The following is a 24,495-nucleotide window of genomic DNA, read 5'->3' as shown; positions in this document are numbered from 1 at the left end:
CATTAAGTTGAAACCACTGTATTTCTTCTATTCACCCTGCTCATGCTCTGGCAAAATCAGGCGTTCGGCCCCGCCCATATATGGACGCAAAGCTTCCGGAATATAAATGCTGCCATCTGCCTGCTGATGGTTTTCCAGCAGTGGGATCAAAATGCGCGGTGAAGCTACGGCAGTATTGTTGAGCGTATGGCAGTAGACCAACTTGCCCTCCTCATCACGGCAGCGAATGTTCGAACGCCGAGCCTGAAAATCATGCAAATTCGACGACGAATGAGTTTCCCCATATGCTTCGCGGCTTGGCATCCATGTTTCGATGTCATACTGTTTGTACGTTTTCTGAGACATATCTCCCGTACATACCGCCACTACACGATAGGGCAATTCAAGCCGTTGCAGCAATTCCTCTGCATGTCCCGTAATCTCCTGTAACATCCGTTCCGATTCCGCCGCATCCGGCGCACACAGGATGACCTGTTCTACTTTGGCAAATTGGTGTACACGGTACAAGCCCCGTACATCCCGTCCTCCCGAGCCTACTTCACTACGGAAACATGTCGATATTGCGGCCAGCTTTACGGGCTCTTTCACATCAATCACTTCATCCGCATAATAAGAAACCAGCGGTACTTCCGATGTGCCGACCAGCCATTTGTTCTCTCCTTGCAATTCATATACCTGATCCCTACCTGTCGGGAAAAATCCGGTGTTTACCAGTGTATCCTCCCTGACCATGAGTGGAACCTCCAGCGGGGTGAATCCCTGCTTCAGCAACAGGTCCAGTGCAAGTTGCTGTACCGCCCGGTGTAACAACAGACCTGCCCCCTTCAATACATAGCTTCGCGTTCCACCGATCTTCACGCCGCGCGGAATGTCGATCAGTTCGTGCATCTCTCCCAGCTCGACATGATCTCTGGCCTCGTAGTCAAACACAGGTAGCTCTCCCACTCGCCGTAGCTCTACATTATCTTCATCCGACAAGCCCACAGGCGTATCTGGCGACACGATATTAGGCAACAGCCATTGCAGTCTGGTCACTTCCTCCTGGATTACCGCCAGCTTGGCTTCCTCTTGCTCCAGCTGTTCATTCAATTGTTTAACCTGTGCCCGCATCTTCTCCGCTTGCTCACGCTCACCCGACTGCATGAGCTTCCCGATCTCAGCCGATAGTGTATTACGCTGACGACGCGATTCTTCTGTTTGCTGCAAAAGTACCTTGCGCTCGTCATCCCGCTGTAGTAACACAGCAATATCCACCTTGATCTTTTTCCCGTCTGCCGCCGCCTGAACCTCTTCTGCATGTGCACGAACCCACTTCATGTCTAACATGATCACCGTCTCCTTTGGCTAAAAAAATACAAAGAGCGCCCTCATCCCTTGGGACGAGGAGCGCTCTGCTCGCGGTGCCACCCAACTTGCCAAATCAGTTCAAATCTCCTGATCAGCCTCTTGGTCCGCGATAACGGGCGGTTCCGGTTAACTTGGGATAATTTCAATTCGCTCCCTGGCGAAAACGCCTCTGAGTTGGATTCTCTTCAACGGCATGATCCGATCTGTAATTGTGTTTCTCAGTATATACGAAGACAGAACAACATTGCAACTCATATATGCCCGTTTACGTATCTTTCCAAAGCTGGATCAAGTACAATTGAAATAACTTCTAAAACAACAAGGGGTGAATTTATGTTTTTCTTCATCATCTTTCTGTTGATTAGTTTATTCGGACTCGTCTTTGGAATCAGAGCCCTGCTCATACCGAATTCCTGGCCTTTCAACCGGAATAAAGACGAGTTAATACTTTCCGACATCATACGTATTAAATTCAGAGGTATTTTCCTTCTTGCAATTAGTATCGTCATGGCTTTAGCTTCCATTAAACAATTAGTCGAGTAACCGTTTTTCAAATATATATGAGTTGTCCTATATAACAGTTCAGACTATGGTAAATTAAGCTGTCGAGGGGAGAAGATATTGCATGAATATGGACCCAAACCATCTGAATTCATCCGAGGGCGAAGCCGCCAAACAAAGAGCAGATGAACTTGCCCGCCAAGCCCAGCGAGGTTCATGGTTGAGCGGAGTTTTCACTACCATCATTATTGCCGCTGTGGTTATTGGTATTTTGTTTTGGATCGCTTACGCTAGAACTTCTTAAACCACAGGATTGCCCAGGAAATACTTTTGTTATGATGGATAACGATACGATGATTTAAACCGACGCAACGGCTGCTGGTTCCTTGAACAACTTGCCAAATACATAACGCACTAGCGGCCCGAGTACAATCAACTGATAAGGCAATGCCAGACCGAAGTTACGTACAATCGTATGAAGATACGCATTGATTACGGAATCTCCTTCTAGCTGACCTGCAGTATAGGCTGTAATGATGCCATATAAAGACATGAGCAAAACCATGCCGATTACCATGAAAAAGGACATCGTAACTACACCTTTAATTTTACTCGACCTCGCAAATGAGAAGGAAAATGTGATTTTTCTCGCTATCGGTCCCACGATGAACGACTCCACCAAAAAGGCGATGGCAAAACAGATTACAAATTGGAGCAATAGCTGCGGCACGGACATCTGACTTAACATCCCCGTATGCCATAGATTGAAGGTCATCATCACTACGACCATTCCTGTACACATCATAAGTCCAAAAATCACTTGTTGTTTCTTGCTTACTGGCAATACACTCATCCTTTCTGTAACTTGGATCATTATAGACAATCGGGCTACACTCACATAAGTGAACATTCTGTGAACGATTTACCGACTAGACACACTCCCGTCACTGGCCTATAATTACACCTAGTAATGCCCGTAACTTCATAGTTTCCCAGGGGAGTCGGAATTGGCCGGCTGAGAGTGTATCCCATCAAGATACTAACCCTTAGACCTGATCTGGATCATGCCAGCGTAGGAATCGGAGTATATTGCAACGGCACAGCTATAAGCTGAACGCCACTCTCTCACGCCTGCACGCGTCCCAGATTACGGGGCGCTTTTTTTGTTTTCTTTTGACAAGCAGAAACAGAAAAATGACGTTATTCGGATAACCCGCACGTATAAATCCGTCGATTTATGCAAAGGGATTGGATATGAAGCCAAGGAGTACCCCCGTGCCATCCGGCCGGACATACCGAAGGAGAGAAACACGATGAAATGGCGTAAAACGATGGGAATGTTACTCATGTGTGTGCTACTCGTTACCGTAGCTGCATGTGGTGGCAAAGAAGCCGCTCCAACAGAGCAGCAAGGTGCGACAGGTTCGGACCAAACCAACCAGGGGAGCGGTACTGCACGGAAAGATGTAAAGGTCGTGCTCGACTGGACTCCAAATACGAATCATACCGGTCTGTATGCAGCGGTGGACCAAGGTTTTTATAAAGCAGCAGGTTTAAATGTGGAGATTGTACAGCCAGGAGCCGGCGGTGCGGATACGATGGTTGCCTCGGGTGAGGTACCGTTTGGCGTCAGTTATCAGGAAAGTGTAACTCAGGCGCGTACGCAGGACGTTCCCCTTGTGTCGATTGCCGCAGTTATTCAGCATAATACATCCGGTTTTGCCGCTCCAGTGGATCGTAAGATCAAATCACCCAAAGACTTTGAAGGTAAAACTTACGGCGGCTGGGGTTCCCCGGTGGAAGAAGCGGTGATGCAATCCATTATGGAGGGCGAAGGTGCTGACGTATCCAAAGTCAAAAAGATTAACATGGGCGATGCCGACTTCTTCACAGCTGTGAAACGGGACATCGACTTTGCGTGGATTTTCTATGCCTGGACAGGAATTGAGGCTGAATTACGCGGGGAACCGATTGACATGTTATATGTGAAGGATTATGCCAAAGCGCTGGACTATTACACCCCTGTACTCGTGACCAATGAACAGACGATTCAGAAAGACCCTGAACTGGTGAGAGCTTTCCTGAAGGCCACTTCTGAAGGATATCAATATGCGATTGATCACCCTGAAGAAGCAGCGAACATTTTGATCAAAGCTGTTCCCGACCTGGACAAAGAATTAGTACTCGCAAGTCAAAAGTGGCTCAGCCCGAAATACAAAGATGATGCCCCTCGCTGGGGTGAACAAAAGGAAGAGGTGTGGAAGAACTACACCGACTGGATGTTCAGCAAGAAACTGCTGGATAAAGAGATTGATGTAACGAAAGCATACACCAACGAATTTTTACCACAGTAATATTAAATCTAAATGTAACCATGAACTTTGATATTTACACGTTTTGAACGAAGAGGACAGGAAAAACTTGAAGAAGCGAAGCGATCACTTATAGGGCTTTCTATGGAAAGCTACCTCAGAAGTACGCTTTCTCTTGAATTTTTTCCACAGCTTAATGGATAAGTTGAATTTTTTGTACACAAGAAACGGAGAGGACAGAACCCTTCTAAAGAAGCGAAGCAGTCACCCGCATCCCCGAATTTACTCGTCTTGATAATTTAAACTATTTATTTACACCATAACGGAGAGGACAGAAAAAACCTGAAAAAGCGGAGCGGTCGCCTTTATCACCGGATTTTCCCCTTTGGAAAAGGGAATCAAAAAAATCTGGGGATAACAGGGATTGGAAGGTTATTCTGTCATTGAAGTGTCCGTGTAGACATTGAAATATTTTTATAAGATGAATTTAAAAATTCGGGGATAACAGCGATCTAGGGAGGGAACTGCAATCGGAGTGGTATAGAGTACAACGACCATATCTACTTATCCACCCACACCCGAAAGGAGCATTAATCTCTCATGGCAAGTACATTACTCAGTATTCAGGTTATTCCCAAAACACCGAACGGCGAGAACTCCTATCCATACGTAGACCGTGCCATCGAAGTGATTCAGCAATCCGGCCTGAAATATCAGGTCAATGCGCTAGATACCACCATGGAAGGCGAACTGGATGAACTGCTGGAGGTTGTTCGCAAAATGCACGAGGTGCTTGTGGAAGCCGGTAGTCCAAGTATCATCTCCCAGATCAAAATCGCACATAGCCCGGACGGATTCAGCATGGATACACTGACGGAGAAATATCGCTAATGTTTACCTATTTCAGAAGTGTATGGCCGCCCCTTGTGGCGGTTATTCTCTTTATTGCGATATGGCAAGGGGCCGTCTCCCTATTCCACATTGAGAAATGGATGTTGCCCGCCCCGTCCGATATCGCTCGCGAAGCAGCGTCTCAGGCTGACCGATTGGGTATGCACGCCTCTGCAACGATTCAGCTAACCCTTATCGGATTTGTCGCCGGGACAGCGGTCGGTCTGTTCATTGCGATGGTGCTGCATCTGATCCCTTTTCTGAAGTCAGCTTTGTATCCACTACTTATTCTTAGTCAAAATATCCCGACCATCGCACTCGCACCGCTCCTGCTGATCTGGTTCGGCTTTGGCCTGCTACCCAAATTGATTACTATCATTCTGGTCTGCTTCTTCCCGGTAGCAGTCGCTGCCATGGACGGTCTAACACGCACGGATGCGGCGATGATGAACTATATGCGCATGGCAGGTGCGAATCGCCGTCATATTTTTTGGAAACTGGAGCTTCCGCATGCCCTTCCATCGATATTTTCCGGTGTCAAAATCGCCGCCACATACAGTGTCATGGGTGCCATCATCGCGGAATGGATTGGTGCCGACAAAGGCATCGGTTATTATATGATGTTGCAGAAATCGGCTTACCGCACGGATCGCCTTTTTGTTGCCATCATGATTATCGTGGCACTCAGCCTGCTTCTTTTCCTGCTCATTGCGCTGTTAGAGAAGCTGCTCGTTCGCTGGCGCCCACAGAAGCGCTAGTTTTGCATAGCAGAGGTTAACGTATTATGTACTTAGGAAGTGATTCCCTATGAAAAGATACCCGAAGGATAAAACGAATGGTCCGGGTTCCATTTCGGTTCCTCCCGCGCTAGACATTGTTAACTTGCATGTGTCCTTCAAGGAACGGCGGCGGAAACTGTCTGTGTTGAATGGCTTGTCCCTTACGGTACAAAAAGGGGAGTTTGTCGCCATCGTTGGCCCTTCCGGATGCGGGAAAAGTACCCTGTTCCACATCATCGGCGGCCTGCTCAAGCCACAGGACGGCGAAGTGCTCATGAATGGCAAGCAGGTTACGGGACAACGCGGACATATCAGCTATATGCCGCAGCAACCTGCCCTTTTCCCATGGCGAACCATTGAAGACAATGTGTTGCTGGCAGGTGAGATCGCTTCTGCTACAACGTTCACTGCCCCCGTTGCTCCGCGTGCCGAAGCGCTCGCAGAGGCAAGACAGTGGCTGGGCAGCGTTGGCCTTGCAGGCTTCGAGCGGGCATATCCTCATCAACTGTCAGGCGGAATGCAACAGCGTGTTGCTTTCCTTCGTGCACTGCTCAGCCCGCAGGAACTGATGCTGCTTGATGAGCCATTTAGCGCGCTCGATGCTCTGACGCGGAGCGACATGCAACGCTGGTTGCTAGATATCTGGGAACAGAATCGTCGCTCGGTGCTATTCATCACCCATAATATCGAGGAAGCACTACTACTGGCGGATCGGGTCTATGTATTATCCAATCGACCGGCGGCTGTGCTACACGAGGTACATGTTCCTTTTGACCGTCCAAGACGAGATGAAATAACAGAAGAGCCTGCCTTTCTCGAACGCAAACGGCAGATTGCCCAGTGGATGAAAGAAGAACAGCAGAAAGCCCGCCTATCTTGATAGCGCGGGTTTTTAGTTATATTTTTCCTAATATGGGTGATCCGACACCATGAAATCGGCGTTATATATATATATACCTACGATATAAGGAGGCACTCCCCCATGCATTCTCCAACGTTTGCACCATTAATCGATGCCCACATTCATTTTGATAAATACACTCCCGAGGAACAGGAGAAGATGTTGCTAAGCTTACCATCGCATCAGGTCGAAGCCGTCATTGCGGTTTCCATGAATCTGGCTTCTGCTCAGGCCAATCTGGAACTTGCTAAACAGCATCCGCGTTACATCTACCCGGCGTTTGGCTATCATCCCGAACAGCAACTTCCCTCCCTCAACGAGCAAGAAAAGTTCTTTCTTTGGATTGAAGAAAACATTGGACATGCTATTGCCATCGGTGAGGTAGGCTTGCCCTATTACAACCGTGAAGAAGCACAGCGAGCAGGCCTTAGCTTTGACCAAAACGGATATATTGATCTGCTGGAGCAGTTCATCATACTCGCCAAAAAACACCATAAACCCATCATCCTGCATGCCGTGTATGAGGATGCCGATATAGCCTGCGAACTGCTGGAGAAACATCAATTTACACGCGCCCACTTTCACTGGTTCAAAGGATCAAAACAGACCATTCGGCGTATGGCAAACAACGGGTATTATATCTCCTTTACACCCGATATTCTATACGACACGGAGATCCGCGAACTCGCAAGGCAATATCCAGCAGAGCAAGTGATGGCCGAGACCGATGGGCCTTGGCCTTTTGAAGGGCCGTTTCAAGACAAGATGACACACCCGGCTATGACACGTCAGGTGATTCAGGCCTGGAGTGAGGTTACAGGTATGGGAATCGAGCGAGCCACACGTCTTTTTTACCGGAACACCAAGCGTTTTTATCGCCTGCCAGAATAAGAGAACGCAGCAATAAAGCAACACTGAACGAGGGCATAAGCACGAAAAAGCCAGTCGGATTCTTGTTGAGCGGCTCTCCACTAAGCATACGTTGGCATATCCAACTAACCTTGGAGTAGCTGTTCAATTCTGTCCTACTGGCTTTTGAAACTAATTTTGAATTTACTATTAATCTATCTATTTCATTACCGCTTCAAGAACCCTCTGCGTTCAAGGAATGCTCTCACCTGCATACGAGCAGGCTCGGTAAGACGCTTCGCCATGAGTTCAGACCACGGGGTTGCGCGTTCACCGTGGGTACGTTCTTTCAAGTATTCCGTCGTGGTCACATCATACTCCTGAACACCTTCCAGGGTCTGAGCAGGCTGGTAGTGATTATGATGTAATACCGCCTTCACTGGAAGACGTGGCCGGATACCGGTTTCCTGATCCGCAACCCCGATACACATCCCGTATACTGGATAAACGCCATCCGGTAATTGGAGCAATGTAGCTACTTCTTCAATACGAGTGCGGATTCCGCCGATATATACAATGCCGAAACCGAGCGATTCGGCTGCAAGAGCAGCATTCTGAGAAGCAAGGGCAGCATCAATCGTAGCTACCATAAAGTTTTCGGTGGAGTCCGCATAAGACTCCTTCTCCGGAAGATGACGCGCCGCTGCATCCTTCAATCGATATAGGTCAGCACACCATACGAGAAAGACCGGACATTCATTGACATAAGCCTGGCCCCCGGCAAGCTCAGCCAGTTTGGCTTTCTGCTCTTGATCTGTCACAGCGATCACCGAGTAAGCCTGTACATTGCTTGAAGAGGATGCCATCTGTCCCGCCGCAACAATAGCTGCGAGTTGCTCCTCACTGACCGGGTCTGGTTTGAATTTACGTACAGAGCGATGTCTCATCATCAGTTCAATCGTTTCATTCATGGCTGTTCACTCCTAATCCTCGAAGTACGAACTCTACCGTCTCTTCGGCAAGTTCCTCTGTATTCATATCCTGATAATCAAAACCAAAACGCGAGTGCTTGGCCCGCTTATGCGCAAGTGCTACGCCCATAACCTGAAGCATGGCATAGGATGAAGATTCAATCTTGAACAGTCCCTCATCTTTACCTTGCTGTAGATACTCTCTTACTTTATTCCAGACCGGATCCAGATATTGAAACACCGTTGCAGTCCGATGAGTACGCAGGGTAATCTCCAACTGTACAATGTCACTCATCTCGCGATCCGTCATCGTAAACCTCACGACTTCACCAACAATTCGGCGGATACCTTCTACAGGGGACATCGATTCTGCAGCTAACTTACTCAGAATATGTTCGGGGAAAAAATGCTCAAATAGTGCATCGAACACTTTCTCTTTACCGCCAAAATGATAAGACACCAGCGACACATTTGCCCCCGCCTCATCACAGATTTGACGAACACTCGTCCCGTCATACCCTTGTAATGCAAAAAGTTTCTTCGCTGCAAGCAATATCCTCGTTTTGATATCCAATTCCGGTTCCGTCATTTGTTTCTCTCCTCTTATCCGTTCATGTCAGTTGCTACAGTATTTTACGCAGACTGTAGCCCTCACTTCATCCCATCTATTATATTACACCAAGCACCCCGATGAAAATCACCGGGGTGCTTGGTACAAACGACGCAGCTTCATAATGCGTACGTATATTAGCTATTTGCTGGAGCCGGGCTTGGCATGCCAGCCGGTTTGCGCCCTTTTTTGAGCAACGTCACAACGAGGGACAGTGCAACAGCAATCAGCAGTACAACCACGATGGAGCCTGCGGCAGACTGCACGCCCGGGCCACCTAGTTGCACGCTTAGAATACCCTGAACCGCATAGGTTGCAGGCAAGTAGTGACCGATTCCGCTGTAGAAGCTGTTCAACAATTCACGCGGCACCATCGCACCGGATGACACCAGTTGCAGGGATAGCGAGATGATGTTAAACACACTTCCTGCTGGTCCAAAGCAAATCAGGAAGAACTGGGAGAAAAACATGAACGTACACAGGAACAGCGCCTGGAACAACCAGAAGGCTACAAACCCTTGTGCAATCTGTCCTCCCAATGCCACGATCAGAGAGGAACCAAGCAAAGAAACAACCAATGCGGAACCTACATTAATGACAACTCGGGCACCGAACAATGTCATGCGGGAATACATTGAAGATAACATACCCATAGCTACTTGAAGATTCATGCCCATAATCATGGCGCCTACATAAGAGGCAAGCACCATCATCATCGGTACCATCTGATTGTTCATGCCGTTCACCGGATTAATCGATGTCGTCTTGCCTTCCACCCGGTTGGTCAGGTTCTTAGCGGCCTGAGCAGCTTGATCGGCAGAAGCACCCGAAGCGGTAAGTACAGTTTGCACACCTTGTGCGGAAGCTTGTTTGTTAATGGTGTTGGTCACGCTCTGTGACACACCTTGCATCATACTTTTAATCGTTACCGGATTGGCTTCATTGATCGTATATTTGATCTCGGCAGTGGCGCCAGCTGTTTGAAGGGATTCATTAAATCCTGCCGGAATGTCCAGCACCATGTGCACTTGATGATGGTTCAATTGATCCAGTGCTTCAGAGGCACTCAGGTTAGCCACGGTATGGAAAGGCAATGTTTCTGCCAATCGATCCGCAATCCCTTTGGACAGTTCACCATCCTCATTCACAATAGCTACCGTTAATTCTTTCGTCCGATCGTTCACACCGGAATATGCGGTCATCCAGATCACACTAAAAATAACCTGAAACATCAGTGCAGTAACAATGCCTATGATCACTGGTGGTTTTTTAAACAATGTACGTAGAGCTTGCAACATATAATTAGGTTCCTCCATCTTCAAAATAGTTCAAATTTGATTTAAACATCCGTTTGAATCAAACGATCGTTTAAATTTTAAAGGTATATGTCTATATTGTCAATAATCTTTCGTAATATTCAGAAAAGTTGACCTTATTTTCATGAATGAAGCTGGGTTTATTTTCATGAGTGTTAATCTTGGTTAGCTTATGACCGCTTTTGCGTAAAAAAATACGCAGTTCGCCTTAAAGCGAGCCGCGCATTTTAAAGGATCATCATTGATCTGTTACATAGCTCTTATTACCCAAGTGTTAATCTCTTATCTTATGACTTCGTTCGAGCAAGCTTCATCCGCTGCAACCGCAGGGCGTTCAGCACAACCGACACCGAGCTGAATGCCATTGCAGCCCCTGCCAGCCACGGAGCCAGAAATCCCGCGGCCGCGATCGGTATGCCAATCACATTGTAGCCAAGTGCCCAAAATAGATTCTGCTTGATATTGCCCATCGTGCGGCGGCTCATCTCGATGGCATCTGCAATGCTGTTTAAGTCACCACGCATCAACGTAATATCTGCGGCTTCCATCGCTACGTCGGTTCCGGTTCCAATCGCCATTCCGATATCGGCTGTAGCCAGTGCGGGGGCATCGTTGATGCCATCTCCAACCATGGCAACCTTTCGGCCACTCTCTTGCAATTTTTTCACTTCCGCCGCCTTGCCTTCCGGGAGAACTTCTGCCAAAACGTTCTGGATGCCCGCTTGCTCTGCTACCGCACGAGCTGTTCGTTCATTGTCTCCCGTAATCATAATGACATCGATTCCCATAGATTGAAGCCGTCCAATGGCCTCCCGAGAAGTATCCTTGATCGTATCCGCCACCGCAATGATGCCCGCCCACTGGCCTTGAGAAGCAACCAGCATAGCCGTACGGCCCTGTTCCTCCAAAGCGCTCATCTGCTGTATGCCTTCCTCCGGTACCTCTACGTTCGCATCTGCCAGCAAGCGGCGTGTTCCCACGAGAATCTCTTCAGCAGATACCTTTGCACGGACACCATAACCAGGGATGTTCTCAAACGATGCGGCCGATTCCAAAAGCAGACCTTTCTCCCGAATACCGTTCACAATCGCCTCGGCTAACGGGTGCTCCGAGCTTTGCTCTGCCGCTCCAACACGTTTAAGCAACTCTGATTCCGTCCAGCCGGGTGCAGCAATAACATCAGTTAATACAGGCTTGCCTTGGGTAACGGTTCCTGTTTTGTCGAGCACAACCGTCTGAATCTGCTGGGCTGACTCCAGATGTTCACCGCCTTTAAACAGAATGCCATATTCCGCCGCACGACCTGAACCAGCCATGACAGAGGTCGGTGTCGCCAGCCCGAGCGCACATGGACAGGCGATAACGAGCACAGCTATCGCTTTTTCCAACGATCCGGCGAAGTCCCCCGGACTTGCAAACAGATACCAGATCAAAAAGGTCAGTACGGCAATCCCCACCACAATAGGCACAAATATTCCTGAGATCACATCGGCAATCCGCTGAATAGGTGCTTTTGATCCCTGTGCCTGTTCGACCACTTTAATAATTTGAGATAGAGCCGTATCTGAGCCAACTCGGGTCGCCTGAATACGAAGAACACCGTTTTTGTTCAGCGTTGCACCCGTGACGGGATCGCCAGGCTTTTTATCGACAGGTAGACTCTCTCCACTCAGCATGGATTCATCGACAGAGGATTGACCCTCTTCTACGATACCGTCCACCGGAATGCTGTCTCCAGGCTTTACCAGAACCAGATCACTAACGGCTACATAGGAAGCCGGAATCAAAACTTCCTGTCCGTCACGGATAACACGTGCTTCACGAGGAGCGAGTTCGATCAAGCTTTTAATCGCCTGTGAAGAGCGCCCTTTCGCCACAGCCTCGAACCATTTTCCAAGTAAAATCAACGTAATCAAAATCGCACTTGTCTCATAGTACAGCTCCACCATCGGCATAGCGGTAGCGCCTGCAGCAGTTCCTATACCCGTTCCCATTGCACCATGATCCATACTCTGACCCACACTGGCATCAGGTAAGTACCCGCTCGTGAGCGTCAGATACAGGCTATAAAAAAAGGCGGCGCTTGTTCCGAGTGCCACAAGCACGTCCATGTTAGCACTACCATTGCGAAGTGCTTTATATGCACCTACATAGAACTGCCATCCAATCACAAATTGCACGGGTGTCGCCAGTAACAGCTGGAACCATGGGTTCAAAAACAGCTCAGGTACATAAATGCCCGATGTAAAGGAGAAATGGGCAACCATTGCCCACAATAACGGAATGGACAAGAGTGCGGAGATCATCCATTTCCATTTCTTACGCTGTAGCTCCCGTTCCCGAACAGAGGTCGATTCCTCCTGTGTTAATTGCAATGCAGCGCCATAGCCTAGCTGTTTGATTTTGGCTGTAATATCGGACGGTTTGAGGGTACCCGCTGCATATTCAATATGCCCTGTCTCCAGCGCCAGATTAACGTTAGCTTGGGTGACACCCGGCAACCGCGACAGCCCTTTCTCAATACGTGCAGAACAGGCTGCGCAGGTCATTCCCGTAATATCCAGATCGACGGATTCTGTCACCGTACCGTAGCCAAGTGCCGCGACTTTGTCCCGTAATGCGTTCACACTGGTCGTTTTGGGATCATACGAGATGGTTGCCTGTTCAATGGCAAGGTTCACATTAGCTTCATGTACGCCTTCCATGCGGGACAACCCCTTCTCCACACGTGTAGAACATGCTGCACAGGTCATTCCCGTAATGTGTAGGGTTGTCTTGAGACCTGAATTCTCCACAGGTACAGGAGTTGGTACAGGTTCTATATTTTCAGATGCGCCCGTTGTCATCATGTCAGCTCCTTTCGAACGATTTGTATACCCCATAGGGGTATATTCAGGACGGAAAATCAGGCTTAAACCCTCCCTTGTATAATCAAGTTCAACTGAGAATCAAGAGGTCTAAGCCTGTACTGCCATCTTTCGTTAATGAACTTCTCTCGAATCAATTAAACGACGTCGTATCCTTGATCTTCAATTGCGGCTTTGATCTGATCTACGGTAACCGCCTGCTCATTATATTCTACAGCTACTGTTCCGGCTGCCAGATCCACCTGACCATTTGCACCCGCATTTTTCACCGCTTCTTCAACGGACTTTACACAGTGATTACAAGACATCCCTTTGACATTCAACGTAACATTAGACATGTTTCATTCCTCCTCGATTGAGTATGTTCGTATCTACTATATAAATTGAACTAAAGAATATTTACATGGGCACTCCGTTTCTGTGTAAACGATTAGTTCAAAATATATAGTTTAGCATCTGCACATTACTTCATCAGTTTTCTAACGGTAACCAGTAATTCATCCACGACTTCGTGTTCGCCGGCCTGAATACGTTCCACAATACAGCTCTTCATATGCCCTTCCAGCAAAAGCTTGCCTACCGAATTGAGCGCTGACTGTGCTGCTGCGATCTGGGTTAACACATCATCACAGTATGTGTCCTTATCAATCAGCCCTTTGATGCCGCGAATCTGACCCTCGACCCGGTTCAAACGAGAGATCAGGTTGCCCTTCATCTCCTGCGAATGGTGGCTTTTACGAATGGGCTTGCCGTCTTTATCGAGGTTCACGGCGTGGCATGAATCCGCTTGTTGCTCGGACTGATGTTCCGCAGTGTATACCAGCTCTTCGGGATGGCTTTGATGTTCCATCATAACACCCCTTTTCTTTCGTTCTTCATTCAGATTAACATACCCCCACGGGGTATTCAAGGACTTATTTTATTTTATTATCGAACATTTTGTGTATGTAGTCTTCATGCTCATACTTATTCCACTACTCGAATTACACTTACAATGGAAACTCCATTCTGCTGCTACGCACCCTTAGCCCCATCTGTTCATAAAAAGCCTGTGCATGCGAGTTGAATGTAGAAACCGTTAATTCTAAGTGGTCTGCCTGAAGCTCTCTTCCCAGATCCAACATGGTCTGCATTAATCGTTTGCCTGTTCCATGTCCTTGGTGACTTGAATCCACCACGAGTTCGTGGAGATATAACATCCTGCGATCCGCAAAAAGCGAATGATCCTGAATGATGCTCAGCTGTGCGCTACTGAAGCCGACAATTTTACCAGCCTCTACTTGTTCCGCTACATAGAGGTAACGATCATCCTTCGCAAGCCAATCGGTATACTCCTTTTCCCCAAGCCTGGGGTGCAAAGGTTTGTAAATGTCCGGTCTTGCCTGTACATGTAACTCGTGTAATTGATCCAACAACGTAGATACACCAAGATAGTCAGCAAGCTGTGCATTTCGGATCCGTATGGTATTCTTCATATTTGTTCCCTCCACCTTTCCTTATTATGTATTTATAATATTATACTAGGACGAAAAAGCAGATACCCTAAGGTACCTGCTCTGTCGATTAATACTATTTTTTGGAGGTTGTATTGATTTCTTCGTTATAAGCAACCGGTGATGGTTTAGCTGCCCAATCATCCGCCTGTGGCTCAATGTCCACGCCATTCAAGATCTTCTTTTTCTCCATCAAGGAGTCGCCATCTTCATCCAGTTTATTGCGAAGTTTTGCTTCATCCTGAGGTTGATTGTTCTGTGTCATCGTGTAAATCCTCCTTTTGCAATCTCATGTTGGATTCTGTTCCTGTATATAATTACCCAATGATTTCAAAATCATTCTGAGCTACATCAGCTGAACAAAAGTTCTTACACACTGCACTCCGATGATAGAATAACTTTCCTCGATGTAAAAAAAGACGCCCCCCGGCCATATTCATGACCGTAGAAGGACGTCTGACAAAATGTCCACTCTCAGTGGACGTTCACATTATGTTTAAGCTATCTTGTCGCCTGATCTTGGCGAGCAAGTGTAGCAAGTGCGCTTAGCGCTACATTGATCTCGTGCTCCACAGCCTTAGCGACCGCATCGGTATGCGGATCATACTCGGCAGCAAGATCACTGTCTGCGAAGCCGTCAATCGCTACAATGGCTCCAGCCCGTGCACCACGCAAGGTGCTTACGATATAGAGTGCAGCGATCTCCATCTCGGCGGCAAGTGCTCCAGCCTGCTTGTATTTACGGTGTGGAATCTCCTCTACCCCTGTAAAGAATGCATCCAGTGTTACTGTGATTCCCACGCCAACTTTGGTAGCCCCCACACCTGTGAATGATGCTGCTCCAGCTTCTGTTCCTGCCTCACCACTCACAGCCTCACCTTTACCACTGCCTGTCTCACGTGCAGCAGCAACCAATGCGCTGGTCACATCAATATCCGCCACCGCCGGGAAGCCATCTGGTACTAGCTGACGTGTCAGCCCATCGGAGCGTACAGCTGCAGTGCTCACAATAACGCTACCTGCTGGATAATCGGCTGTATATGAGCCTGCTGTGCCTACACGAATCAGGGTTTTCACTCCTGCGCGAATCAATTCCTCGAAGCACACAGCTGCACCCGGTGAACCTACCCCATGACTAACCACGGCCATCTGAATGCCTTCATACTCACCTACAAATGTGCGATATTCGCGGCTGAACGCGAGCTCTCTGGCATTCTCCAACTTTCGGGAAATTTTCTCCGCACGAGCCGGATCACCGCACACGACAGCATACGCTGGCATATCTTCCGAATGAATCTGCAAAATCGGCATCAACATCTTAATCAAACTCCTTCTTCGTCCACTCATCCTCAGGAATCGGCAGATCCTCACCCGAGAAACGCTGTTCCTTGAACGGATCGGCAAAATGGTGGAAACCATTGCTTTCCCAGAAGCCGTTGCGATCCTCGGTCATAAACTCCAGTCCACGCACCCACTTTGCACTTTTCCAGAAATACAGCTGTGGCACAACCAGTCGCAGTGGGAATCCATGCTTCGGTGTGAGTGGCTCGCCGTTGTATTTGAACGCAAGCAATACATCATCATGCATCAGTTCTTCGAGTGGCACATTGGTCTCATAATCATGGTCCGCATGAATCATGACGTACTTCGCTTCTGCTTTAACCCCCAGCAGCTTCATGAATTCCGAGAAGCGGATACCCTCCCACGGTGTATCAAATTTTGACCAGCGGGTAACGCAGTGAATATCACTCACCATGTTCACCTGCGGCATCGCTTGAAGCTCAGCCAGAGAGAACACCTTCTCTTCTTCGACTTCACCAAAAACCTTCAAATCCCAAGTGGAAAGGTCATACTCCGGCACTTCCCCTTCATGCAAAATCGGGAATTTCTCCGTCAGCACCTGACCTGGCGGCAACCGATCTCCGTAATCGGCGCCAGCTTTCGGTGGTGGTGTTTTGGTTTTTTTCAAACGCTCAGCTTTGTTATGCACGTCCCTGATTCCTCCTTTGCTACAATTAACGTGAGCTTCCGCCTGCTTTCAATGCATCCTGCGCATACGTCCGGTCTTTGAAAAAGAACATCGCCACCAGTGTTACAATATACGGCAACATCATGGTGAAATGGGTCGGCAGAGAGAAGCCTTGCAGACGAATACTGAGTGCTTCCATGAATCCAAAGAGTACACTAGACCCCATCACCCCAAGCGGGTTGGCTTGTCCCAGCATCGTAGCAACCAAAGCGATGAAGCCGCGACCTGCAGTCATGCCTTCGGTGAACATCGTCACCTGACCAAGGGACAGCTGCGCTCCAGCCAGTGCACACAGTACACCACACATCAGTACAGCACCATACTGAATGCCGCGTACCTTGATGCCAATGCTCTGTGCTGCAATCGGATTCTCGCCCACGGAACGCAGACGGAAGCCGGATACACTTTTAAATAGATAGAACTGTAAAGCAATAACAATCATAATGCCTAGATATACGAGTGGGCTATGACCAGATAACACCGTGCCCACCCAAGGAATATCCTTAATCAGCGGAATGTCCAATTTCGGGAGGCCCACCATATTTTTATCATAGTATGCACCTTTTACGTCGAAGATCGCCCGCAGGGCAAAGGTCGTGAGTCCCGCTGCGAGAAAGTTCAACGATATGCCGACGACGATGGCATTAGCCTTGAGATTAATACTTATAAATGCAAAAAGCGCCGAGAACAGCATCACGATAATAATCGAAAACAATACTGCCAAGAGTACATTGCCGAACAAGTAATTGCCCACAATCGCGGAGAATGCCCCGATCAGCACCAGTCCTTCCAAACCCACGTTAAACAGACCGACGCGCGAACATAAAGCCCCGCCAAGTGCTGCGAGCAGAATCGGCGTCATAATCCGCAAGGTTGAGCCAAACATGGCTGCATCAAACAGTTGTTGCATTGGACTTTTTCTCCTTTCTCCGCTTCAGGAAGGAATAACCGATCTGTGCCGAGACAAACAGTGTCAAGACAGCCTGAATTACGCTACCAACTTCCAGAGGGACATCTGTATTCCGCTCCATGCCCATCGCCCCTGTCTGTAATGCCGCGAGCAGAACAGCCGCTACAGCTGTTCCCAGTGGATGCGAGCGCGCCAGCAATGTAGCCATGATGCCGCTCCACGCATAACTTGCCGAGGATAACGAGCCATCCAGGAAACGATACTGCGTACCTAGCACTTCGCCAGCACCCGCAAGACCTGCAAGTCCACCACTAATGACCATGGACAGCATCATCATACGAATCCGGCGAACACCGCCATAAGCCGCAAAAGACGGATTGCTACCCAGCATACGAATTTCATAACCCGTCACCGTTTTATGCGTAAACCAGTAGATCACCATCGCCGCTATAATCGCTATAATGAAACCCGCGTGCAGTCCCATACCCTGAAATAGCTTCGGCAGCCAGACACTCTGATCAATCATCGGTGTCTGCGCCATCGCTGCTGATCCTGTCTTATCTTTGAATGGATACGAAACCATATATCCACCAAAATACGTCGCAATATAGTTAAGCAGTAGTGTGGTAATCAAAAGGTTCATGCCAAAGCGTGCATCCAGCCACCCTGCAAAAAGGGACCACACACCGCCGGCGATAATTCCCGCCAAGATGGCAGCAATACATACGAACCAGCCCGGCCCTGGCAGATAAAGCGCCGTGAGCGCCGCACTGAGTCCGCCCAGAATCATCTGGCCTTCCGCACCCATATTGAAAAATCCGGCGCGGAATGCCAGTGCAACACCCAGACCCGCCAAAATAATCGGCGTGGCACGTGCCAATGTATTGGTGAAGAAGTAGAAGTTACCGAAGGCACCCTTCCACATCTCGGCATACGTATCTATGACATTGCCGCCAACGACCAGAATGGCGATCGCACCGGCGAGCAAGCCGATCAATACGGCAAGTAGCGGCTGCACAAGTCCGCGAAGTGTTTCTTTTACCCGATTCATACCCGCTCTTTCCCTCCTGCCATCAGCAAGCTGATCTGTTCTTCTGTCGCTTCCGCTGCCGGAAGTTCTCCGGCAATCTCGCCTTCATACATCACGATAATGCGATCCGATAATTGCAAAATTTCCGACAGTTCGGATGAGATCAGCAGGATACCCGCTCCCTCATTCCGTTTGCGCAACAATTCCGCGTGAATAGTCTCCATTGCACCGATATCTACCCCACGTGTAGGCTCTGCTGCAATCAGGAACGGTGTATCCTGCGCAAATTCACGTGCAGCAATCAGCTTCTGCAAGTTACCGCCCGATAGAAATTGGGCTTTTGTTTCCGCCGAGCCTGTCTTGATGCTAAACTGTTTGATCCAGCTTTCCACCATTGCTTTGGCTGCTCTGGCCTTGATCATGCCCCGCTTCTGCAGACGGTGATGGTGTCCCATCAGTCCGTTCTCCTTCACGCTGGCGTCCTTCGCTGCCCCCCACATATAGCGGTCTTCCGGAATATGGGCGAGACCATGCTCACGAATCCGGCGTACCGGCCAATTGGTCGTGTCCTGTCCGGATAGAAGCACTCGGCCTCCATCGGGCTTCCGCAACCCGGCAATCACCTGAATCAATTCGGATTGACCGTTACCGGAGATGCCCGCAATCCCGACCACTTCACCTTTGCGAACCTTCATATGAATATTATTAAGTGCAGAGCGGTCTTTGGCTCCCGAGAGTTGAACGGCTTCCACCTGAAGCACAGCTTCACCCGGAACAGATGCGGGTTTGTCCATTCGCACCAGTTCACGCCCGACCATCAGACGTGACAACTCCTCTACATCGGTATCCTTCGCTTCTAATGTACCTGTGACTTGCCCGTCTCGAAGTACAGTGATTCGATCCGCAACATCCATGACCTCTTGCAGCTTGTGTGTGATAATGACAAAGGTTTTGCCCAGCTTCGCGAGCGATTTCATATTCGCCAGCAGTTCTTTCACTTCAAGCGGAGTAAGCACCGCCGAAGGTTCATCCAATATAATGATGTCTGCTCCCTGATGCAGCACTTTAAGAATTTCTACACGTTGTTGCATACCCAGGGGACATTCTCCAACTCTTTTCCACGGGTCGACCGGCATGCCGTATTGTCCGCCCAATTCATCGACCTGAGCTGCCGCTTTTTTTCGATCAAATACCCCTGCCGCCGCAGGTTCACGTCCAATGACAATATTCTCCGCTACCGTAAAGGATGGAAACAGCATGAAATGCTGGTGCACCATGCCAATCCCGCTCGCCATAGCCTGAGATGGTGTTGCAAAGCTTACCTCGCGCCCACGGACTTTAATCGTGCCTGTTGTCGGTTGCTCCATCCCGTACAGCATACGCATTAGCGTCGTTTTCCCTGCTCCATTCTCCCCGACGAGAGCATGAATCTCCCCCTCGCGCAGATTAAAATGGATATCCTTGTTCGCCGTGAAGCTACCGTATTTCTTCGTAATTTGCTCCATCTCCAACAGCATATCTTGCGTTCGCTCCTCTCGGTTAATATAAGTTCAACGTGAAATGGTTACACTGGGCACTCCGATGACAGAACAACCTTTCGATCGCTGTTATCCCCGGATTTTTTTGAACTCCCTTTTATAAAGGAGAAAATCCGGGGATAAAGGCGAAGCCTATGCTTCCGATGCAGCTTTCTTGCAGAAAGCTTTTAGCTCCGCTTCTCCAGGTTTCTTCTGTCCTCTCCGTTATTGTGTAAACGTTAAGTTCAACATATATGGTCACTGTAACAGTAGCAAAACCGGCTGCCTGGTTGGGCAGCCGGCTAACTAGATGGATTACACATTCGTCAATTCATTGCTCATTCTTCATATGAAATATTTCAGATCATATATAAGAAGTGATTTATATCTTTACTATTGTTGCAATGGATCTTTAACTACAATCTTACCGGATACGATGTCATCCTTGATCGCTTTAACTTTGTCGATAACCTCTTGACCAACAAATGCATTCAATGGAGACTCACTGTCACGCGTAACGTATGTCAGGCCTACACCGTCTTCTTTCAAGCCGTAGTTCACTGCGCCTGCTTTGAATGTACCTTCTGCAAAATCTTTCACGGTCTCATAAGCCACAGTATCCGTAGATTTCAACTGGGACAGTACGATATGCTCCGGATCTTCTACTGTACGGTCTGTATCTTGTCCAGAAGTGTAGAAGCCTTTTTCTTTTGCCGCTTCGAACACCCCAAGATCACCTACAGCAGATGCACCTGCGATGAAGTCAGCACCTTTGCCGAATTGCACCAGTGCCAATTCTTTCGCTTTAGCCGGGTCATTGAAACCACCAACATAGTTCACCAGGAATTCTGCTTTTGGATTAACCGACTCCAGACCTGCTTTGAAACCTTCTGTATATTTCTTAATCAAAGGAATGTCCATTGCAGCGACCATACCCACTTTATCCGTTTTCGTGGAAAGTCCGGCAGCAGCACCCAGCAGGTACGCTCCTTCATATTCACGGAAACCAACGCTACGAACGTTAGGCAGATCAATCGCTGTGTCTACAATCGCAAACGACTTGTTTGGATTCTCGGCAGCAACCTTTTTGAGTGCATCTTCTGCCTGGAACGTTGCTGTAATAATCAGATCATAATTCTCAGCAACAGCTGCACGCAGGTTTTGCTCGAATGCTGCAGGGTCTGTTGATTCAATCGTTTTGGTATCCACCTTGAACTCTTTACCTGCTTTTTTGAAGCCTTCATCCATTTGTACAAAGAAAGGGTTGACCCCTATTTTTTCAGGAAGTACCAGTGCCATTCGCAGGGATTTTTCAGAATCGCCGCCTTGAGCGGATTGTTCGTCTTTAGTAGCTGATTTCCCACAAGCGGCCAGCAAAATAGACAACATAACAATTGATAAGACGAACGATAAACCTCTTTTCATTTTGAAAATTCCCCTTTTCAATAATCTTTTTTATTATCCTAGCGGATAATGTCGATCCTTGTCAATAAAACTTTCAGCGTATACACTCATATGGAAGATCATCGTAACAACACTGGTTTCCATACTCTGGAAACCGCATTGCAACTGGCTTTTTTCCGTTGACATTTGGCGCGACTCCGTGCTAAAGTCAATCCAATCATTATATTCTGATAGGATTTGTCAGGATTATATTTCATTCACCTATCATTTCCAACCTATTTTAAGGAGGCTTTTCATTTGAAAAAGATCACCCAGATTACGCTGGCAGCCCTGCTCGCCGCTCCGGTAACCCTCGGCAGTCTCAGTCTGCCCGCTTCTGCTTCTGCAGCATCCGCAACGCCAGTTGCACCTAAAACGCTACAAGTGAACACCCCTGCAGCAACAGCACCAGCTGGCTACACAGAGAGTGCAGCAGATTTCGCTCAATTCCTGCAAGCCAAGTACGGTGTCCAATTGCCACAGCAATCATCCAAGGGTGATTTTATCAAAGCCATAGCAGCCATTACGGAAGCAAGTTCCGCCTCCACTACAAGTACGGATGCCACAAAGGCACCTGCCTTCAGCGATCTGAAATCGGGTGACGACGCCTACGAGGCAGCTGTTGCGCTGTTCAACAACGGTGTGTTATCAACAACGGAGGTACGTGCGAAAGATCAACTGAGCATTTACACAGCGGTATTCCTCGCCGTCAAGGCAGCTGGTTTCAAAGAACTCGCTTACACCTATCCTGCGGACAAAACAGCGAAGGCCCTTACCAAAGCAGGCATCAAGCCGAATCGCTTGCAAGGACAAGCTGGACAAGAACTGGCCGCGGCCATTGATACAGGACTTGTTCCGGAGAGTCTGTATCCCGCTCTGGTTAAGGGCGGCGCAGCAAGCAAGGATGCAGCGAACATTTTGCTTGGACGTGTGTTGATCAGCCAAGGTAAATATAAAAATGAAATCGGACGCTCCAATGATGCAGATATCTACTCCAAGCTCTATGCTGCATATCGCACGGCAGATCTGATTGAAGCTCCGGAACTGAGAAAGATTGTAGATCAGGCGCTACGTGAGGATCTCGTTACAGGTTACAACCTGAAAGACAGCCGATTTGACTCCAACTTTATCGATGAACTGACGTTAACTTATGGTCATGATAGCATCAATCATGCAGTACAGCTGATTGGCCTGCTTCGTAGCGAAGGCATCGATGCCGATGTACAATTCCAGCCGAAGACATCTGCTTTTATCTATTTGAAAGAGTGGGGCGAGCCGAAAGAAACACCAGATTACAAAGTTACGCAGATTGAGAATGGCAATTACATCGCTTATGCGAAGGAATATGACATTCAGTTTGAATTTAACAACACGGCGGACAAAGCCCGTTTCAACGACATCGTTCTGAAATTTGCTAAAAAGAACAGCAACAGCCAATCTCCACTGATCATCAACTCCTGGTGGCAGCCGCTGTATTACTCACCAACCGCACTGGCTAATTTCCCAGTGATTACAAACAACAAAATTACGCTTGGTCATTATTATGCCCAATCTTTCTCACTTAAAGAAAATGCCAAGGCTATTCAGGAAGGATTCCGCAAGCTGGCTCCTGAAGCAGACATCACCTCATACAACTTCTGGGTGGATCAGCCTTTCTTTAATTACTTGAATGGTGGTTCCGAGTAAATATCGCCCTAGATAAACACTTGACTGAAATGATCATTTTTTAGCAAAATATAAAGCCGTCTTCACCGATTCGGATTCAGGTTTCGACCTCTATTTTTCGGGAAGACGGCTTTTATATATGCATTTACAAAATTCTTCTTAAAAATCATTTTGACCATGCAGGAATTGCCAATATCAGGTCGAATTTCTTATGTACACAAACACGCAAGTATCGTTGCGCACGTCCGCAAGAACAGGGGTTAATCATGGTATACGACGGTATTCTGATCGGCTTGATTGTTGGTCTATTCAGGGGTGGGGTCCGCTATGGGCTCAACCAGTTTGCAACACTCCAGCTACGCGGCGGCTGGATCTTCCCTCTACTGTTACTCTTCCAGTTTGGCATTTTCTATATGCAGGAGCGGTTGAGCTGGGTAGCATCCATTAATGGTTATCTGTTTGCCGCTGTTTATATCACCGGCCTCATCTTTTTATGGCTCAACAGACATCATCGGGGGTTCACGCTGATCTGGATCGGGGTGTTTCTCAACTTCATCGTGATGGCTTTTAATGGTGGTCGCATGCCCGTCTCCGTTGAAGCTTCTGCTGTGCTTGGGCCTTATTATGTCGATCTGCTTCGGGAAGGCACCGCCGTATCCAAGCATTATATGATGGACGCATCAACCCATCTTGCCTTTCTCGGCGACATCATCCCGCTATCGAGTCCATACCCACGAACACAGGTCATCAGCATTGGTGATGTCGTGATGAATGTTGGCATATTCCTGTTTATCCAGTACATGATGGTGAATCGGGGCAAAGAAGATATATCGTCCGCAGAAACATATCAAGCCCAGTGAGAATTGGGTGAGCATCGGACCAGACTCCAAGGAAGGGAGGTCTTTTCCATGAAGAAATTCGAGGGTATTAAATATTCCCGCATTGTTATCAACGCCATCATCGTAGCGTCTGTCGTTGTAGCACTTACTTCGGGATACAAGCTTGGCGGTTAGGTTCTGCTGCCACACCAGACAAACAGGCTGCGAGCGGCCTGTTTTTTCTTG

At 48.2% G+C, this 24,495-nt stretch carries 25 protein-coding genes and 1 riboswitch; of the genes, 8 read left to right on the top strand and 17 right to left on the bottom strand.

Features of this window, described 5'->3' with window-relative positions; all coding sequences use genetic code 11:
- Positions 1-27: 27 nt before the first annotated feature.
- Complete coding sequence (gene serS / locus J2T16_RS18860; protein ID WP_221790944.1) at positions 28-1,326, bottom strand: serine--tRNA ligase; 1,299 nt, start codon at positions 1,324-1,326, stop codon at positions 28-30.
- Between the two features lie 646 nt (positions 1,327-1,972).
- On the opposite strand from serS, the gene J2T16_RS18855 reads away from it, so the two are divergent.
- Positions 1,973-2,152 carry a hypothetical protein gene (locus tag J2T16_RS18855; protein WP_090918782.1) on the top strand — a complete coding sequence of 60 codons (180 nt, stop codon included), beginning with the start codon at positions 1,973-1,975 and terminating at the stop codon, positions 2,150-2,152.
- 54 nt (positions 2,153-2,206) lie between these two features.
- Here J2T16_RS18855 and J2T16_RS18850 read toward each other — a convergent pair whose 3' ends face one another.
- Complete coding sequence (locus J2T16_RS18850; protein ID WP_434349121.1) at positions 2,207-2,692, bottom strand: DUF2798 domain-containing protein; 486 nt, start codon at positions 2,690-2,692, stop codon at positions 2,207-2,209.
- A 140-nt stretch (positions 2,693-2,832) separates the two neighbouring features.
- Positions 2,833-2,945: riboswitch (TPP riboswitch) on the top strand.
- A 216-nt stretch (positions 2,946-3,161) separates the two neighbouring features.
- Here J2T16_RS18850 and J2T16_RS18845 point away from each other — a divergent pair.
- The 5 genes from J2T16_RS18845 to J2T16_RS18825 all read left to right on the top strand — a co-directional run bounded on the left by J2T16_RS18845 (position 3,162) and on the right by J2T16_RS18825 (position 7,622).
- The gene (locus J2T16_RS18845) at positions 3,162-4,202 is read left to right on the top strand and encodes an ABC transporter substrate-binding protein (RefSeq protein WP_221790940.1); all 1,041 of its coding nucleotides are present in this window, start codon (positions 3,162-3,164) and stop codon (positions 4,200-4,202) included.
- A gap of 558 nt (positions 4,203-4,760) precedes the next feature.
- Positions 4,761-5,051 carry an MTH1187 family thiamine-binding protein gene (locus J2T16_RS18840; protein WP_090918785.1) on the top strand — a complete coding sequence of 97 codons (291 nt, stop codon included), beginning with the start codon at positions 4,761-4,763 and terminating at the stop codon, positions 5,049-5,051.
- Positions 5,051-5,809, top strand: coding sequence for an ABC transporter permease (locus tag J2T16_RS18835; RefSeq protein WP_221790938.1), 759 nt, complete (start codon positions 5,051-5,053; stop codon positions 5,807-5,809). Before J2T16_RS18840 ends, J2T16_RS18835 begins: the two co-directional genes overlap by 1 nt.
- Positions 5,810-5,858: 49 nt before the next feature.
- Positions 5,859-6,710, top strand: a complete 852-nt coding sequence (locus tag J2T16_RS18830; RefSeq protein ID WP_221790936.1) for an ABC transporter ATP-binding protein — start codon at positions 5,859-5,861, stop codon at positions 6,708-6,710.
- Between the two features lie 102 nt (positions 6,711-6,812).
- Positions 6,813-7,622, top strand: a complete 810-nt coding sequence (locus J2T16_RS18825; RefSeq protein WP_221790934.1) for a TatD family hydrolase — start codon at positions 6,813-6,815, stop codon at positions 7,620-7,622.
- Positions 7,623-7,807: 185 nt separating this feature from the next.
- On the opposite strand, the gene nfsA is transcribed toward J2T16_RS18825, so the two are convergent.
- The 15 genes from nfsA to J2T16_RS18750 form a co-directional block, all read right to left on the bottom strand.
- Positions 7,808-8,551: an oxygen-insensitive NADPH nitroreductase gene (nfsA, locus tag J2T16_RS18820; RefSeq protein WP_221790932.1), complete on the bottom strand. Its 744-nt coding sequence runs from the start codon at positions 8,549-8,551 to the stop codon at positions 7,808-7,810.
- Positions 8,544-9,140 (bottom strand): TetR family transcriptional regulator, encoded by a 597-nt coding sequence (locus J2T16_RS18815; protein WP_145334097.1) that lies wholly within the window; start codon positions 9,138-9,140, stop codon positions 8,544-8,546. The genes nfsA and J2T16_RS18815 overlap by 8 nt, the downstream gene beginning before the upstream one ends.
- Before the next feature lie 158 nt (positions 9,141-9,298).
- Positions 9,299-10,477 (bottom strand): YhgE/Pip domain-containing protein, encoded by a 1,179-nt coding sequence (locus J2T16_RS18810; protein WP_308722994.1) that lies wholly within the window; start codon positions 10,475-10,477, stop codon positions 9,299-9,301.
- A gap of 287 nt (positions 10,478-10,764) precedes the next feature.
- On the bottom strand, positions 10,765-13,323 hold the full coding sequence (locus tag J2T16_RS18805; protein WP_499019022.1) for a heavy metal translocating P-type ATPase: 2,559 nt from the start codon (positions 13,321-13,323) through the stop codon (positions 10,765-10,767).
- A gap of 158 nt (positions 13,324-13,481) precedes the next feature.
- Positions 13,482-13,682, bottom strand: a complete 201-nt coding sequence (locus J2T16_RS18800) for a copper ion binding protein (protein ID WP_090918799.1) — start codon at positions 13,680-13,682, stop codon at positions 13,482-13,484.
- Positions 13,683-13,807: 125 nt separating this feature from the next.
- A complete protein-coding gene (locus tag J2T16_RS18795) occupies positions 13,808-14,194 on the bottom strand; it encodes a metal-sensitive transcriptional regulator (RefSeq protein ID WP_464681247.1) in 387 nt (128 codons plus the stop codon).
- Positions 14,195-14,333: 139 nt separating this feature from the next.
- Positions 14,334-14,819 (bottom strand): GNAT family N-acetyltransferase, encoded by a 486-nt coding sequence (locus tag J2T16_RS18790; RefSeq protein WP_499019021.1) that lies wholly within the window; start codon positions 14,817-14,819, stop codon positions 14,334-14,336.
- Between the two features lie 94 nt (positions 14,820-14,913).
- The gene (locus J2T16_RS18785) at positions 14,914-15,102 is read right to left on the bottom strand and encodes a hypothetical protein (protein ID WP_090918807.1); all 189 of its coding nucleotides are present in this window, start codon (positions 15,100-15,102) and stop codon (positions 14,914-14,916) included.
- Positions 15,103-15,338: 236 nt separating this feature from the next.
- On the bottom strand, positions 15,339-16,154 hold the full coding sequence (locus J2T16_RS18780; protein ID WP_499019020.1) for a nucleoside phosphorylase: 816 nt from the start codon (positions 16,152-16,154) through the stop codon (positions 15,339-15,341).
- A 1-nt stretch (position 16,155) separates the two neighbouring features.
- On the bottom strand, positions 16,156-16,827 hold the full coding sequence (locus J2T16_RS18775; RefSeq protein WP_499019019.1) for a sulfite oxidase-like oxidoreductase: 672 nt from the start codon (positions 16,825-16,827) through the stop codon (positions 16,156-16,158).
- A 25-nt stretch (positions 16,828-16,852) separates the two neighbouring features.
- Complete coding sequence (locus J2T16_RS18770) at positions 16,853-17,776, bottom strand: ABC transporter permease (protein WP_154891447.1); 924 nt, start codon at positions 17,774-17,776, stop codon at positions 16,853-16,855.
- Positions 17,760-18,827, bottom strand: coding sequence for an ABC transporter permease subunit (locus J2T16_RS18765; protein WP_154984938.1), 1,068 nt, complete (start codon positions 18,825-18,827; stop codon positions 17,760-17,762). The genes J2T16_RS18770 and J2T16_RS18765 overlap by 17 nt, the downstream gene beginning before the upstream one ends.
- The gene (locus J2T16_RS18760) at positions 18,824-20,323 is read right to left on the bottom strand and encodes an ABC transporter ATP-binding protein (protein ID WP_336121277.1); all 1,500 of its coding nucleotides are present in this window, start codon (positions 20,321-20,323) and stop codon (positions 18,824-18,826) included. Before J2T16_RS18760 ends, J2T16_RS18765 begins: the two co-directional genes overlap by 4 nt.
- 393 nt (positions 20,324-20,716) lie before the next feature.
- Positions 20,717-21,748, bottom strand: coding sequence for a BMP family lipoprotein (locus J2T16_RS18755; protein ID WP_090918818.1), 1,032 nt, complete (start codon positions 21,746-21,748; stop codon positions 20,717-20,719).
- A 33-nt stretch (positions 21,749-21,781) separates the two neighbouring features.
- Positions 21,782-21,913 carry a hypothetical protein gene (locus J2T16_RS18750; protein ID WP_336121279.1) on the bottom strand — a complete coding sequence of 44 codons (132 nt, stop codon included), beginning with the start codon at positions 21,911-21,913 and terminating at the stop codon, positions 21,782-21,784.
- A gap of 111 nt (positions 21,914-22,024) precedes the next feature.
- Between J2T16_RS18750 and J2T16_RS18745 the strand changes: the two genes are divergently transcribed.
- Both J2T16_RS18745 and J2T16_RS18740 read left to right on the top strand, forming a co-directional pair.
- On the top strand, positions 22,025-23,452 hold the full coding sequence (locus J2T16_RS18745) for a hypothetical protein (protein ID WP_499019018.1): 1,428 nt from the start codon (positions 22,025-22,027) through the stop codon (positions 23,450-23,452).
- A 245-nt stretch (positions 23,453-23,697) separates the two neighbouring features.
- Positions 23,698-24,291 (top strand): DUF5317 domain-containing protein, encoded by a 594-nt coding sequence (locus J2T16_RS18740; RefSeq protein WP_499019017.1) that lies wholly within the window; start codon positions 23,698-23,700, stop codon positions 24,289-24,291.
- Positions 24,292-24,495: the final 204 nt, after the last annotated feature.

It is taken from the genome of Paenibacillus intestini (assembly GCF_030803945.1).
Classification (GTDB): domain Bacteria; phylum Bacillota; class Bacilli; order Paenibacillales; family Paenibacillaceae; genus Paenibacillus; species Paenibacillus polysaccharolyticus.
Note: the sequence above shows the minus strand (reverse complement) of the source record. Positions and strands in the feature narration are given on the sequence as shown.

Excerpts from the sequence above, each read along its gene's own strand:
- serS (WP_221790944.1), bottom strand. The coding sequence starts at position 1,326 with ATGTTAGACATGAAGTGGGTTCGTGCACATGCAGAAGAGGTTCAGGCG.
- J2T16_RS18855 (WP_090918782.1), top strand. The coding sequence starts at position 1,973 with ATGAATATGGACCCAAACCATCTGAATTCATCCGAGGGCGAAGCCGCC.
- J2T16_RS18845 (WP_221790940.1), top strand. The coding sequence starts at position 3,162 with ATGAAATGGCGTAAAACGATGGGAATGTTACTCATGTGTGTGCTACTC.
- J2T16_RS18840 (WP_090918785.1), top strand. The coding sequence starts at position 4,761 with ATGGCAAGTACATTACTCAGTATTCAGGTTATTCCCAAAACACCGAAC.
- J2T16_RS18835 (WP_221790938.1), top strand. The coding sequence starts at position 5,051 with ATGTTTACCTATTTCAGAAGTGTATGGCCGCCCCTTGTGGCGGTTATT.
- J2T16_RS18830 (WP_221790936.1), top strand. The coding sequence starts at position 5,859 with ATGAAAAGATACCCGAAGGATAAAACGAATGGTCCGGGTTCCATTTCG.
- J2T16_RS18825 (WP_221790934.1), top strand. The coding sequence starts at position 6,813 with ATGCATTCTCCAACGTTTGCACCATTAATCGATGCCCACATTCATTTT.
- nfsA (WP_221790932.1), bottom strand. The coding sequence starts at position 8,551 with ATGAATGAAACGATTGAACTGATGATGAGACATCGCTCTGTACGTAAA.
- J2T16_RS18815 (WP_145334097.1), bottom strand. The coding sequence starts at position 9,140 with ATGACGGAACCGGAATTGGATATCAAAACGAGGATATTGCTTGCAGCG.
- J2T16_RS18810 (WP_308722994.1), bottom strand. The coding sequence starts at position 10,477 with ATGGAGGAACCTAATTATATGTTGCAAGCTCTACGTACATTGTTTAAA.
- J2T16_RS18805 (WP_499019022.1), bottom strand. The coding sequence starts at position 13,323 with ATGACAACGGGCGCATCTGAAAATATAGAACCTGTACCAACTCCTGTA.
- J2T16_RS18800 (WP_090918799.1), bottom strand. The coding sequence starts at position 13,682 with ATGTCTAATGTTACGTTGAATGTCAAAGGGATGTCTTGTAATCACTGT.
- J2T16_RS18795 (WP_464681247.1), bottom strand. The coding sequence starts at position 14,194 with ATGGAACATCAAAGCCATCCCGAAGAGCTGGTATACACTGCGGAACAT.
- J2T16_RS18790 (WP_499019021.1), bottom strand. The coding sequence starts at position 14,819 with ATGAAGAATACCATACGGATCCGAAATGCACAGCTTGCTGACTATCTT.
- J2T16_RS18785 (WP_090918807.1), bottom strand. The coding sequence starts at position 15,102 with ATGACACAGAACAATCAACCTCAGGATGAAGCAAAACTTCGCAATAAA.
- J2T16_RS18780 (WP_499019020.1), bottom strand. The coding sequence starts at position 16,154 with ATGTTGATGCCGATTTTGCAGATTCATTCGGAAGATATGCCAGCGTAT.
- J2T16_RS18770 (WP_154891447.1), bottom strand. The coding sequence starts at position 17,776 with ATGCAACAACTGTTTGATGCAGCCATGTTTGGCTCAACCTTGCGGATT.
- J2T16_RS18765 (WP_154984938.1), bottom strand. The coding sequence starts at position 18,827 with ATGAATCGGGTAAAAGAAACACTTCGCGGACTTGTGCAGCCGCTACTT.
- J2T16_RS18760 (WP_336121277.1), bottom strand. The coding sequence starts at position 20,323 with ATGCTGTTGGAGATGGAGCAAATTACGAAGAAATACGGTAGCTTCACG.
- J2T16_RS18755 (WP_090918818.1), bottom strand. The coding sequence starts at position 21,748 with ATGAAAAGAGGTTTATCGTTCGTCTTATCAATTGTTATGTTGTCTATT.
- J2T16_RS18750 (WP_336121279.1), bottom strand. The coding sequence starts at position 21,913 with ATGTCAACGGAAAAAAGCCAGTTGCAATGCGGTTTCCAGAGTATGGAA.
- J2T16_RS18740 (WP_499019017.1), top strand. The coding sequence starts at position 23,698 with ATGGTATACGACGGTATTCTGATCGGCTTGATTGTTGGTCTATTCAGG.